Annotated in this window: 11 protein-coding genes and 1 pseudogene; 5 read left to right on the top strand and 7 right to left on the bottom strand. The window is 39.9% G+C overall.

Annotated features, from left to right (window positions below; genetic code table 11):
• Nucleotides 1-134 precede the first annotated feature (134 nt).
• Complete coding sequence (locus CL181_RS16055) at nt 135-1,094, bottom strand: tyrosine-type recombinase/integrase (RefSeq protein WP_176505278.1); 960 nt, start codon at nt 1,092-1,094, stop codon at nt 135-137.
• Nucleotides 1,095-1,369: 275 nt separating this feature from the next.
• Nucleotides 1,370-2,545 (bottom strand): DUF72 domain-containing protein, encoded by a 1,176-nt coding sequence (locus CL181_RS16050; protein ID WP_097300336.1) that lies wholly within the window; start codon nt 2,543-2,545, stop codon nt 1,370-1,372.
• 656 nt (nt 2,546-3,201) lie between these two features.
• On the opposite strand from CL181_RS16050, the gene CL181_RS16045 reads away from it, so the two are divergent.
• Nucleotides 3,202-6,027, top strand: coding sequence for an ATP-binding protein (locus CL181_RS16045; protein ID WP_141398948.1), 2,826 nt, complete (start codon nt 3,202-3,204; stop codon nt 6,025-6,027).
• Nucleotide 6,028: 1 nt separating this feature from the next.
• Here CL181_RS16045 and CL181_RS16040 read toward each other — a convergent pair whose 3' ends face one another.
• The 3 genes from CL181_RS16040 to CL181_RS16030 all read right to left on the bottom strand — a co-directional run bounded on the left by CL181_RS16040 (nt 6,029) and on the right by CL181_RS16030 (nt 7,869).
• On the bottom strand, nt 6,029-6,778 hold the full coding sequence (locus CL181_RS16040) for a DUF429 domain-containing protein (protein ID WP_097300334.1): 750 nt from the start codon (nt 6,776-6,778) through the stop codon (nt 6,029-6,031).
• Nucleotides 6,779-6,803: 25 nt separating this feature from the next.
• Nucleotides 6,804-7,226 carry a plastocyanin/azurin family copper-binding protein gene (locus CL181_RS16035; protein WP_097300333.1) on the bottom strand — a complete coding sequence of 141 codons (423 nt, stop codon included), beginning with the start codon at nt 7,224-7,226 and terminating at the stop codon, nt 6,804-6,806.
• 262 nt (nt 7,227-7,488) lie between these two features.
• Entirely contained in the window at nt 7,489-7,869 is a 381-nt protein-coding gene (locus CL181_RS16030) for a hypothetical protein (RefSeq protein WP_097300332.1), read from the bottom strand.
• Nucleotides 7,870-8,024: 155 nt separating this feature from the next.
• Between CL181_RS16030 and CL181_RS16020 the strand changes: the two are divergent.
• Nucleotides 8,025-8,945 (top strand): annotated as a pseudogene (locus tag CL181_RS16020) (DUF72 domain-containing protein).
• A 7-nt stretch (nt 8,946-8,952) separates the two neighbouring features.
• Here the strand turns inward: CL181_RS16020 and CL181_RS20630 are convergent.
• The gene (locus tag CL181_RS20630) at nt 8,953-9,117 is read right to left on the bottom strand and encodes a hypothetical protein (RefSeq protein ID WP_176505276.1); all 165 of its coding nucleotides are present in this window, start codon (nt 9,115-9,117) and stop codon (nt 8,953-8,955) included.
• A 408-nt stretch (nt 9,118-9,525) separates the two neighbouring features.
• Here CL181_RS20630 and CL181_RS16015 point away from each other — a divergent pair, with 408 nt between their 5' ends.
• Genes CL181_RS16015 through CL181_RS16010 form a run of 3 tightly spaced genes read left to right on the top strand, consistent with a single transcriptional unit; the run spans nt 9,526 to nt 12,506 of the window.
• The gene (locus tag CL181_RS16015; RefSeq protein WP_097300329.1) at nt 9,526-9,966 is read left to right on the top strand and encodes a hypothetical protein; all 441 of its coding nucleotides are present in this window, start codon (nt 9,526-9,528) and stop codon (nt 9,964-9,966) included.
• A gap of 1 nt (nt 9,967) precedes the next feature.
• Nucleotides 9,968-10,702 carry a DEAD/DEAH box helicase gene (locus CL181_RS21245; RefSeq protein ID WP_255251608.1) on the top strand — a complete coding sequence of 245 codons (735 nt, stop codon included), beginning with the start codon at nt 9,968-9,970 and terminating at the stop codon, nt 10,700-10,702.
• Nucleotides 10,671-12,506 (top strand): DEAD/DEAH box helicase, encoded by a 1,836-nt coding sequence (locus tag CL181_RS16010; RefSeq protein ID WP_255251607.1) that lies wholly within the window; start codon nt 10,671-10,673, stop codon nt 12,504-12,506. The genes CL181_RS21245 and CL181_RS16010 overlap by 32 nt, the downstream gene beginning before the upstream one ends.
• Before the next feature lie 103 nt (nt 12,507-12,609).
• On the opposite strand, the gene CL181_RS16005 is transcribed toward CL181_RS16010, so the two are convergent.
• Complete coding sequence (locus CL181_RS16005; RefSeq protein WP_176505275.1) at nt 12,610-13,560, bottom strand: UbiA family prenyltransferase; 951 nt, start codon at nt 13,558-13,560, stop codon at nt 12,610-12,612.
• Nucleotides 13,561-13,604 lie beyond the last annotated feature (44 nt).

The raw sequence follows: 13,604 nt of genomic DNA, 5'->3' as shown, positions 1-13,604 counted from the left end.
TAAAATAATTTCAAGTTATTTTGATATGAAAAGAATGCAATTTATGGGGGGAACCAGCTAGATTTTCAACTGAGATGATATCCTAAAAATCAATCAGCTGCGGTCTATTGCAACGGGAAATAAAAGTTGCTCAATTATGACATTCTCATCCGATTTCTTGCATTGAATTTTGTCAACACTTTCTTTTTATGCTTTTGGGAAACTTCGGTGTAAATTTGAGTAGTAATAACACTTGCGTGCCCCAGTATCTCCTGAACTGCCCTTATGTCCGCCCCATTATACAACAACATTGTTGCCATTGTATGTCTCAAACAATGTGGAGTATAGTGGTTCCTGATCTTTGCCCTATCACAATATTTTCTGAATATATTCTCGATAGAATATATGCTGAGTCTTTTCTTATCTCTATTCAAAAAAAGAGCCTTTATACCTGTTTGAATGGATTTTCTATAAATCAAGTATTCTTTTATGGCATTCAAGACTTCATCACTCGATAAATAAATTATCCGTTCTTTCCTTCCTTTTCCAAAAATTAGAATGGTTCTTTCCTGGAGGTTTATGCCATTGACATTTAGCATCACCAGTTCACCTATGCGCATACCAGTAGAAAATAAAATTTCCAATATTGCGCAATCGCGATAGGCTCTAATCAAATTATTATTTTTTAGGTCATCGTCAATATTTTGTTCTTGCATCTTATGTAAGATTTTTATTTCATCATACAATGCTTTTAATAACTTTTTAAGTTCTCTTTGTGATAATACTTTGGGCAGGCGTTTGGCAATTTTATATTTTTGCCTTATTTTTCTAGTTGGGGAATCAGAGATTATTCCTTCTTGCTCAGCAAAATTAAAGAAAACTTTGAGCGTTGCTATTTTTCGCTTGATTGTAGTATCTTTGTATTGGTGGTTCTTTTCTAATAGCTCGATGATTTCTCTAACATTTTCTGTAGTTATTTCTTCGACTTCTTTTTGTTTGAATATTTGACCAAAGATTTTTAAATCGCATTTATAGGCTTCCAAAGTCCTTTCTGACAAATTTCTCTCAACCACTATTGAATTTAGGAATTTTTCGATAACGGATTCGATTTTCATTCTTATCATCCCCTTAATGTACTTTCATGCAGATAGACTTCTTTTAATTAAAAAATTAGGAAGGAAACTAATTTATCACGTCTAATGGAAAAAATACTATATCTTTGGTCAGTTCTCCGGGGAATTAAGTTAAAGGGAGAATCTGATTTTCAAAGGAATGACAAAGATAAGGAAAGTTCCCTTTACTGAACGATCTCTTTCCGAGGATTGGATTTATAATCCTTCATCGAGATTGTTCCTTTTCATCACCACATATTCTATAAGAAATCAGTTATTTATTGTACATCCCCTCTCCCCGTATACTGGCTGAATTCCCACATCTGCCTTTTGATCCCAAGAAGCACACTTCTTGCCGCATCCTCAGGCAGCGCAAGCATAAGCGCGCCTATATGCTTGCAGAATCTCTTCTCCAGCTGCGTTCTTCTCCAGTCGCCGCAGTCATGCAGTATAAACCGCTTTTCAAGGTCTATGTAAACCGAATAGCCCCGTACATCCGCTATGATCTTATCCATGCTCAATTCGAGCATCTCAATGTCCTTGATCTCTTTTGCTCTATCAAGTCTTGAAGCATCGATATATCCCGAGAGCAAAGTCATCACATCCTCTTTTTCCGGCTCAAGAAAATCATTAAGCGTCCTCGCAACAACTTTTCCTTTCACCTTACCTTTCCAGTAATCCGAAATATGCTGCCTTGCCTCTTTCTGTTCAGGAATGGCTACTCCCAGCATCTCCAATACATCCATGGAGTTCTCTGGCGCATAACCGTGGTAATGGTTGTTGAAATAACCATAAACCTGGGCTCTCTGCGACATTTCTTTAATTTTCGGCACCCAGGCCGCAAGCTCATCTTTTGAATAACGGTAATTATACCACATATTTTTACCCCGACCATGCCATCGCACATAGGCGATATCCGAAGTCAGCCTTATTTCAGGTGGGAGCAGCGGCTCATCTACAGTCACAGCAGCGACATTATAATGCAAAAGTAGGTCATGAGCTTCATCTGTAAGCCAGGTCTCATTCCTGTACTCAAGTGCAAATCTCATATCTAGAGGCAGTATTTTCAGGAATGCTTCTATCCTGTCTTTTTTGAATTTCATTCCGGGCGGAAGCTGGATCAGGATGCAGGCAAGTTTTTCTGTTTCCTGCAGTGGTTTCATGAGTTCGCAGAATCTTCGCAAGTCATCCTCCACCCCTCTTGATAGATCAAGCATTTTTTCATGTGTTATCAGGCGGTTTAACTTCACTGCAAATTTAAAATCATGCGGCGTATGCTTTGCCCAGCCAAACACAATTCCAGGCGCAGGATAGCTGTAGAAAGTAGAATTGATCTCAGCAGTGTTAAAAATACGGGAATATGCCCTGAGCTTTGACTCATCCGGGCTTTTATAAAATACATCTGCCCAGTCGCGATAATCCCAGCCTGAGCATCCCAGACGAATTGCGCCCATAGCAATTAATTATATCCCTTCAGATTAATAGTTATGTTTATGCTTCATATCGGCGCAGGAGGATGGGCATACTCAACGAATTTTTTTGTAAAATACTGATTATATAGCACAATAATGGCTGAAATTAAAGTAATAATTGTTATGTTTGAATAAAAAAATTGCAAAGGTTTTTCTATTAAAATTCATATTGTACATTCTGCACCGATTAAGAGAAATATATGATTATTGACCCTTTATTTGCGTCACTGGCGGGAGGGCTTCTTGCCAGCGCTTTATCAGGAGTTGTTGGAAACAGAGCTGATTCTTTAGTTACTACCTCTTATAAAAAATTCGTTGGACTGCTCAAGACAGGGAAAAACCTTGAAAATCACGACCTCCAAAAAGCGATTAGGCGCTCATACCTTCGGGCGCTTTTGAAGATTTGTAAGGATTGTCGTGAAAAATTAAAAGTATATAAAAAAGAAAATAGTTCCGCTATCGAATGGCTGGGAAGAAAAACAAAAAACCTGACAAAAGAATTTGAAAATGTTGAGATACAAGAATACTATGATATACCCGTCGGGCAATTAAGCGAAATCGAGTTACTGGTTACACCTGAAGGTACACTTGCAGGGGATAGAATCAAAGTTGTCAAGTTAGAGCTTGTCAGGTCAGCTTTGGAGGATAGCGCAATACCTGACTGTTTCAGGGAAAAAGTGAAGGAGAGGCTGTTTGAAGAGGTTTGCGATTACTTCGCTTCTGAGTTGAAGGATAATCCAAGGGTTCAAGTTATTTTCAACTCTGAATTGTTGGCTAAAATTTCAGCGGAATCTGAAGGTATAAAGCTCACTCTTGGACAAATAGTTGCATCTTTACAAGAAATTTCAAAGACAAAATACAAATTGGATAAGCCAATTTTTACCATTGAAGAGTATTCGCGTTTATCATATATTCAGCCTCTCTTACAATATGAAACTTTCATTGGGAGAAGTGAAGAACTAAGGAATCTTCATAGATTTCTTGAAAGCAATAAGAAAATAATGGTTCTGTCTGGTGACGGCGGAGTAGGCAAGACAAAATTGAGTCTCGAATTTGCAAAACAAGTGACAGAAAAAGGAGAGTGGGATACATATTATATAAATCCAGATATTATTAATGTTGGTGAACTACCGCCAGAAGAAAAAATCCTGTTGATTCTGGATGATGCTTCAGATACTTCAAAGAGAGATAGCCTGATAGCTTCTGTATCAGATTATTTTCCTAATGGGGAGAAGGAATTAAAACTAATATTAATTAACAGACCGATATATGACGAAGCAATCAAAAGTTTTATCACTCAAAGGAATATCCCATCAATATTCCTTACTGTTGAAAAAGGAGATATTATCGGCTTTTTAAAAGAATACTGCGACTGGGTAGATGCAACAAGCGCCAAAAAAATTGAAGAAAACTGCCTTAACAGTTTTGATTTTGCCATATTTTTCGCTGAATATTATAGGGAAAAAGGTGAGATTGGTAAAGCGTATGATGTAGTCAAATGGAAGGCAGAACGGTACATAAAAGATATTGCAACCATGGTTTCCCTTAGTATTGAGGAAACACGTGAAACAATCCAGTTGATGTCTCTTTTGACACCTATTTATTGGGATGATATAGAGCATATCAGAAAATTACCGATATTAAAGAACAAAGATTCTTTTGAAAAAGTATTGCGAATGGCATCAAATAGCGACATGGGTATTTTATTCTCAGAAGGTGATAACAAATATGTAATAAAACCCGACCCTTTAGCCGATTTCATGAGGCTTGAACTTGTAAATAGCGATAAATTCGAGAAAATCTGGAGAAGTTTGATACCATATATGCCTCTTAGAATTTCTCAAAACGTCGCTGTTATTCCAAGATATAATATAACCGATGGCCAGAAGGCTTGTGAAATACTCAGTCAAATGTGGGATGAACTGAACAGTAAATGCGGAAAGAATCCAGAATTTTTCTTCGCTATTATATTTTTCACTGGGGATTTGCCTCGCACTGGCATTTTTGACTGGAATAAAATCAATTTAAAGCAATGGATCAGGTGTTATAACGATATATCAGAACGTTATCCTGAAGAGCAGGTGATAGATAATCTTGCCAAGAGTCTTGTTAATTTGAGCTCTTATTACGGAGATATTGCCCCGAATTCTGAGAAGATGGGAAAAAGCATTGATGAACTGAGGAAACTTTATGAAAAGAATCCAGAAAAGGAAGTAAAAGATAAACTTGCCGTGAGTCTTGTCAATGCTACAAATCATTATGGCAAAGCACTGAATTTTGTGAAGATGGGGAAATTCATTGAAGAACTGAGGGAATTGAACAAAACGCCTCCAGAAAATGAAATAAAGAAAAGTCTTGCCATGGGTCTTGTCAATGCCACACTATATTTTGGTGGGGTACCGGATTTTGAGAAGATGGAAAAATACATTGATGAACTGAGAGGACTGAACAAAATACCTCCAGAAAATGAAGTAAAAGAAGAACTTGCTGAGGGTTTTGTCAATGCTACAAATCATTATGGTAAAGCACTGAATTTTGTGAATATGGAGAAATACCTTGATGAACTGAGGGAACTGCACAAAAAATATTCGGAAAAAGAAGTAAATGAATTGTTTTCTAAGGGTCTTTTTAATGCGATATTATATTATGCTGTGGGGGTGCCGAATTCTAAGATGATGGAAAAATACATTGATGAACTGAGGGGATTGTATGAAAAGTTTCAAGAAAAAGAAGTAAGAGAACACCTTGCTCAGTGTTTTGTCAATGTGTTAATACATTATGAAATTATGGTGCCGAATTCTAAGATGATGGAAGAATATTTAGATGAACTGAGGGGATTGTATGAAAAATATGGAGAAATAGAGGTTGGAGAAGAATTTGCAAAAGGTCTTGTTAATGCGATGCCACATTATGGGAAGAAGGTGGATACTAATAAAATGGAAAAAATTATTGATGAACTAATGGAACTACACAAAAAATATCCAGAAAAAGAAGTAAGAGAACAGCTTTCTAAGGGTCTTTTTAATATGATATTATACAGTATATTATACAGTAAGGAGGTGAATACTGATAAGATTGAAAAATACATTGATGAGCTAAGTGAACTGTATAAAAAATATCCAGAAAAAGAAGTAAGAGAACAGCTTTCTATGGGTATTTTTAATGCAATAAAACATGCCATAAAACAACCATACAAAAATTTCATTTTGCTATATAAATTAAGATATGATTTACCAGACATTGAAAATAGAAAGGTCGAAATCACGTTTATTGAAGAAACACGAGATGAAATAAAATCAAAATACGATATAGATAACAAGAGTATAACAGAGTTTGTACAGAACCTGCACTTAGTTCTTAATAATGAAATCGAATTGGTTATCCTTATTGATAGGGTTGCTGAAAATCTTCCCAATAAAATTCAAAAATCCCTGTACGAAGCTTTAAATGAACTTGGAATGTAAGCTATGAGACTACAACTTGTGACTGTTTTTTTTTTGATTGTAGCTGGTAATATACCATTTCCATCGGCAATCCCATTTCATCGTGTTCTGGAACATCAGGAATTGTTTTTAACGCTTTGAAACCACATCTCGCTGTGACCGCTGCAACTAAAGCATCAAGAATATCGTCTCTGTTGACGTCCCTTTTTTTATATTTATCAAGCGCATCATCGACAAGCTCATCACATTTCTCGTAGACATTCCGAATAACAGACAATCGTTCGTAGAAGCCCTCTGGAGTTCTTTTATAATGATTCATGCTCTTTCCACCGTTGAGTCCCCAAAAACATACTTCGGGATGGACTTCTCTGACATATTTTCGTTTCACGGAATTTGTAAGCAGTTCATCGACCTGCCTGATTCTGCCGGATATAAACCAACTTTGCTTCGATATATATTTGCCCGTTAATTGAAAGTTAATGTGACTCGCTTCTTCGTATGTACTTGCATATACCGCATTTCTGCATGGAACTGGAAAAACACTTGACTTTCTATTTCCCAAGACTTTTCGTGCTTCTTTATCGCATAGTCTTTCAAGATTTCCATTTCTTCGTAATCCCACGGGTATATCCACCAGAATCAAACACTCTTCATGGAATTCATCAATCAATGATTGAATGTCTTGAATGACACCAGTTTTCCAATTATCAGTGTCGCCCAAACATACATAGAACCAGCCTTTCCTACACCCATCGATGCCTATGTAATTCATTAGTCAACTCTTTGAGTTCTTCTTGTCATGTCACCATCACTATTCCAATCATATTTGTATGGGTTGAACAAGAGTAAGAAAAAGTTCCAGCTTTTTTAAAAGTCCATTTGAAAGTATCTCCTGCATTTAGAATACCGGAATCAAAACCGTTTCCTGTTACGGTATGCTGTACACCGCTATCCATTTGTGCCCATGTCACGGTTGTCCCCGCCGGAACAGTGATTGTTGATGGATTATATGCAAATCCTTTAATCTGTACTAAAACTGGTGCTGGTGTCGAAACTGGGGTTGCTATTACTGTTATTGTAACTGCTATCTCTGTTACCATGGCAGTTGGCAAAGTCTTCGTTACGGTTGGCTGTGAAATGGTCTCGGTTCTTGGTTGATAGGTGCAGCCACTTATTAGGACTATTATTAACAGCAGACCAATGAATAATATCTTTTTCATTTAAAATCACACTCCTTTATGAACAAATACAACTTTCGGCATATATCATTTATCTCAGTCTCTATATTCACTTTAACCTATGGATTTGTTTCCCAACAGAAACCACCATAAATGACCAAGATAAGAAGTAATCTCGTCCCGTATTTTCCTGTTATTAGCTTTGCAATAAGCTCCCATAACGCAGCCTTGTCAGAATGATAAGATATATGAAGGTAGGATGTCCCAGCAAAAAAAAATTTAGACCATAATTACTCAAGAACTCCTATGTACTTATATCAACGGTCTTAACCGCAGCACCCGCTAAAAGAACCACAGCGCCGGGCAAAATAAGCATTCCAATGCTGAACATTGCCAGTACCGAATATGCAAGCACGAAAAGACTCCCAACCCATGCCATATGTTTGCTCCGATAACACCCTATTGCAGCTACAGCAGCACCAATAACAAATATCAGGAGAAGGGGATTATATGCACCGCTCCAGACTGTTTCTGTAACGACAGTTCGATTACCGCCAGCAGATTCCTTTTCCGTAATACTTGTTCCCGGCACTCCCATGAAAAAGAAGAACAGAGGGGGAGCGGATACCAGAATGAAGCCCAATATTCCGTAGAGCTTGGGATTGCGCCAGAGCGGTACTGTCATGATCTTATCTCTTTCCCGCCTTCACGGTACTTTTCAAGCAACAAAATTCCATATCCTTACGGTGAAATCAATATTTCTGACATTCTTAATATTTTCGTTTGCCTGCCTCACTTACCTTCCATGAATAATTATTATATCCTTTCCAATTAATACTTATGTCCATGCTTCACATCGGCGCAGGAGGATGGGCATATTTCAAAGTGCCTGGATTGGATTCCCTCGAAGCGTACTCAAAAGCGTTTGATTTTGTGGAAGTAAATTCAACATTCTACACAATTCCATCTATCGAGATGGTCAGGTCATGAAGGCAAAGAGTTCCAGACAATTTTATGTTTTCAGTAAGGTGCCACAAAGACCTGACGCATAAATATCTGCTTTCCCCAGGAAGTGAAAGTTATGAAATACTCAATCAATTGCTTCGTATTTGCGGAGAATTAAAAGCTGAGATCCTGCACATCCAGACGCCACCCCATTTCAATCCTGATGAAAAGCATAAAAGTATTCAGGATCTGCTCTCATCCGTTGATTTTGGCAATGTGAGACTGGCATGGGAGATTCGCGGGAATGTATCTGATAGAACAGTTGAACTTATGCGCGACCTTGGAATAATCCACTGTACTGATATCTCAAGGGAAATGCCTGCTGTGGCTTCCGATATATTCTATACTCGCTTATTCGGTCATGGGAAGCATAATCTGTACCAGTTCGACGATGCAGAATTATTGAAGATTAACACGAGCGCAAAAGAAAGAGGGGGAGAAAATGTTTATCTCACATTCCACGGGGCAAGGATGTATTCGGATGCTGCACGGCTTAAAGTATATGAAAAAAGCGGGGTCTTCCCAAAGGTCACTAAGGCTGCCGGGCTGGAATCTTTGAAGGTCGTACTTGATGAGGATGCCGTGTTCCCTGCAACTAAGGGTGAATTAATGGAGAAGCAGGGTTGGAAGGTGTTCGACCTGACCGAGAAAGAGCATATGCATGCGAGCATGCTTCTCAATAAGCTACCTGATGTAAAGTTTGATCCTGTTGAAGAAGTGATTGAAACTTTAAAAAAAAACAGCAAAGATAATTGAGTCTCCGTTAGGTATAATGATGTGTTGGAAAATTACTCCTGTTTTTAAGTACCTCACTTAACCTCATACCGGTATCTGTAAGGTCACGGACTATTGACTTTTCCTCTGAGGTCTCGCATGCATCTTTTAAATCTTCTACCTCATCAGCGGTCAGATATTTTTTCTTATTCATATTTTTCTTTTTCTTCTTTCTGTAATTATTCTAAAAGGCAATAAAACTTTGGCGATCAGGGCTGGAAGGTATTCGATCTGACAAAGACTGAAAAAAGTGCATGCTAATTCGTTTGGAAAATTGCCTGCTAAGAAATATACGAGTGTGGAAGAAGTGATCGGGAATCTACGATAGCATGTCTGTCAAAATAATTGAAAAATCCTGTCGTATATGCTAAAAAAAAGCGTAACAAGTAATCGATAAAAAACAAATACAACATCTGAGACGCGAAAAAAAGGGCAGCAACAGCCCCGCGGCGATTGAGTGGCGCAGTCAAGGGGAATGTAAATTCCATTGTTGATAATAGTTTCACCCTGCATGGCAAACAAATAAAAATAAGCACCCACAAATGGAATACTCCTTCACTTTATGGCAGACTCACAATATCGCCTTGTCAAACATTTCGCAAAACCTGAGCCTGGCGAATATGTACCTATCGGATTCATCGAAATGACGAAAGAAACCGTGGCATGGTCGCCCAAACTGAAGCAGAGCATATATGTCACTCCCGACATGCCAGACGCGGATGAGCTAAAACGTGTTCGTGAGGTCAATGTGCTCAGGGTCGTCAACAAGCTCTCAGTAAACATATCTACAATTGAACTGACCGATGAAGAGAAAGAACAGTTCGAGAACGTATATAGAGCATATCAGGAAAAGGGCGGACAGATACTCTTCAGCCGCAAAAAGATGGGCAGGAAGACAATATCCTTTTTTGAACTCTCGGAGGAAAAAGAAGAAAAATACACAAAGAAAGGAGTCGAAATAAAAAGCATGCTACTGTCAGAGAAACTCGAAGGAGAATTATAGAATGTCTGTATCGGACTTACTTCATAGTATCAAATCTTCACGAAGTTATGAGAACCAGATCGTCCATGTAGAAGAGATACCTTCCAGGCAGCCTGAGCACACTTCCATCGAATTAAAACCTTTAATCAATTACGCATTAGACCGGATCGGAATAAAACAGCTTTATAGCCATCAGGCAGAAGCTATCTTGCATGCGCGTTCGGGAAAGGACATTGTCATAGTAACAAGTACGGCGAGCGGGAAATCCCTGTCATACATAATCCCGATTTTTGAAATGGTTATGGCTGACCTGAAAGCAACCGCTCTCTATATTGCTCCACTTAATGCCCTGGTCAATGATCAGCTTAAGAGTTTTATCGAATTCAGGGATGAAATGGGCATAGATGCAGACATCAGCAAGTATGTCGGCACAATGAACGAAGATGAAAAAAGAGAAGTACGATACGGAAATTCACAGATCATTCTAACAAATCCTGAAATGATCCACTTGAGTTTTCTCCCATGGCATCGCATCTGGAAAAGATTCATCTCAAATCTCAAATTCATCGTGGTGGATGAGAGCCACTATTATCGCGGAGTGGTGGGCAGCAATATGGCAAATCTCATAAGAAGGCTTGATCGTGTATGCTCATATTATGACTCACATCCTCAGTATATTTGCTGCTCAGCTACCATAGGTAATCCTTGGCGAGCATACAGGCGCTTTGATTGGCAGGAATGTTACTGTAATAAATAAGGATGGTTCAAGTCGTGGGCCTCAGAAATTCATTTTCTGGAATCCACCTTTTTATGTCAATGAAGCGGGTTTCAATGTGAGAAGAAGCACATTCGGCGAGTCTCTCAGCCTTTTTAACCGTTTTGTGCAATATGGACTTCAGACCATTGCTTTCACTCGTGCAAGGCAGGCTGCGGAGAGAATGTATGTAGCTTCCAGAAGCGGTCTAAAGGATAAAGGACTGGCAGAAAAGATCTCTCCGTACAGGGCAGGTTATTTCGGTAAAGAGCGTGAGGAAATAGAAAAAAAGTTATCAGACGGCAGTATCCGGGGAGTTATTTCAACCAACGCTCTTGAGCTTGGTATAGATATCGGCGGGCTTGATGCGTGCATCATAGACGGCTATCCAGGCACTATTATGAATACAAAGCAGCAGGCAGGAAGGGCAGGGCGGGGAAACCAGGAGAGCGTTGTTGCGCTGGTAGCAGGTTCAAATGCCCTTGACCAGTATTACATGCGATACCCAAAAGAGTTCTTTGATAGAAACTGCGAAGAGGCTGTGCTAAATGTCTCAAATCCGTATATCCAGGCAGGTCATGTGTTGTGCGCGGCAAAAGAATTACCACTCACAGGCAAAGACGAAAAATATTTCGGCAGCGGATTAGAAAGGATAATCGAATTGCTGGAGAGTGAGGGATTATTAACAGGCTGTGACAGCAAATCCGCCGTGGATCCGAACCCTCATGAACAGGTTTCCATCCGGGGTATCGATAGAGATGCGTATTCCATATTCGCATTCAATGGCGCAAGAAGAATCCCGATAGAGAAAGACATTGAAAAGTCACTCGCTTTTAAGGAAGCCTTTGAGGGCGCCATATATCTGCACATGGGCACGCCCTATCATGTCAGCAAGCTTGACCATGAAAAGAAGGAGATCCATGTGGAAGAAACAAAGGCTGAGTACTACACCAAAGCACTGGTGAACTCTGAAATATTCATAAAAGAAAAATACACCGGGAAGAACCTGCCTTCATGCAAGGATGTCAAGGTCGGTCTTGGTGCAGTGGAGGTGGTGGAGCAGGTTACTGGTTTCAAGAAATTCAGATATTTCAGTGAAACTGTAATTGGAGAGGAGGCTCTTGAGATGCCCAGGCTCTCCCTTGAAACAGTCGCACTCTGGGTCGAATTGCCGGATAGATTTACCGACCTTGTTGAAAAGCATAACCTCGATTTTCCCGGCGGTATTCATGCTATCGAGCATGCAATGATAGCAATGTATCCATTGCGTCTCCTCGCTGACAGGAACGATGTCGGCGGCGTCTCTACGCCCGGTCACAATGACCTCGATGGAAATTGCGGGATATTTGTATATGATGGACATCGCGGCGGAGTAGGATATGCCGAAAAAGGATTTGAAATTATATCCGATATTCTTGATGTCACACTAAAAGCCATCGAATCCTGTCCATGCAGCGACGGCTGCCCTAGCTGCATCCAATCGCCAAAATGCGGTAACCACAACAATCCGCTGGATAAGCATGCAGCATTGATGATTTTGTATGAATTACTGGGCAAACCTCCCTATGTGCCAAAGAAGACAAAATCCCAGAAAAAGTCTGATGATATTCCAGGTGCGGCGCTTGATAGAGTCCGAAGCCAGTTGAGGAGGGATGCGTTAAAGTCGAAGGAGCCAAAAGTTAACGAATCACAGCAATCCCAAAATCACAGGAAACATATTATTTCTCCTGAAGAGAAAAAAATTGCAGATAAGATAAAGCAGATCGAAGAATTGCAGAGACTGCATGAATCGAAGAAGAGGAAATAGAGTGTTGTGATGAGAAACTCTTTGAAAAAAAAGTTCAAAACCTCATTCTATTTAGTTTAACTTTGTTGATGTTGTGCCACGATGTTTTATTCATTGAATTAAATTACATCACATATCCGTACCTGCTGATTAAAATGGAAATGTCGATCACCGCCCAGACCGTCAGAGCAATATACATACCCTTTTCATGAGCAGCCGCATTCATTCTGGCAGACTTGAAATGCCAGACTGCCAGCATTACTATCCAAATCATCAAAGCCACCAGTAATGGAAGGATCGGTCTGAAAGCATCATTCCATAGCCAGGAGGCTCCAAGGAGAAATATCCCCGCCGCAATACCTAGCACGATGGCCAAGATCAGGGCTTTGCCTGCACCAATGGCAGCGACCAGGGTCAAGTCGCCTCGTTCTTGGTCTGAGTCCAGCTGGTAGATCTGGGTTAAAGGATAGAATGATCCAAATAAGAGGCCAAATCCCACGATCAGTAACCAGCCTGCCAGGTCCGGGCTGACAGATATAGCACCCAGAATAACCTGCCCGATCATTATCCCTGAGAGTGTCGTGCACCCGCCGTAACCCACTATATTAATAACCAGGTCGCCGCCAGGAATGCTCTTCCAGCGGAATGCATCATGAGAATAGAGGACAGACATTATGACACATCCTCCTGTAACCAGACCGAAGGCCGGCGTTACAAGAAAAGCAAGACCTGCGCCGATCGCCATTAAAATAAAGGAGAAGGTCGCCAGATGGTTAGGTGGGATTGGTGGCTTGACCAGATAAGCAATATCTTTCTCATCGCGATCATAAGCGCTATTAAAAGCCAGTGTGCCTCCATTCAGGCAGACAACCCATGCCAGCCAAGCTATCAGAAGACTGCTCCATGAAAATGTCTCAAATGATCCCCGGGAAATGGTCGCGGCGACCGAAGGAGCAGTAAATATCCCAACAATCAACTGAAAGGTCAGAATAGGCCACTGTCGAGGGCGAAGGAAAAGGATATAATCGAATGAAGGACCAAATATTTTTCTCCCCAACATTCGTGTACGTAACATATCAATCTCTATTATCTGCATTTTTCCAGATTTTTTTTAGCAAT

Origin of the sequence: Candidatus Methanoperedens sp. BLZ2 (genome assembly GCF_002487355.1) — an archaeon.
Classification (GTDB): Archaea; Halobacteriota; Methanosarcinia; order Methanosarcinales; family Methanoperedenaceae; genus Methanoperedens.
Note: the sequence above shows the minus strand (reverse complement) of the source record. Positions and strands in the feature narration are given on the sequence as shown.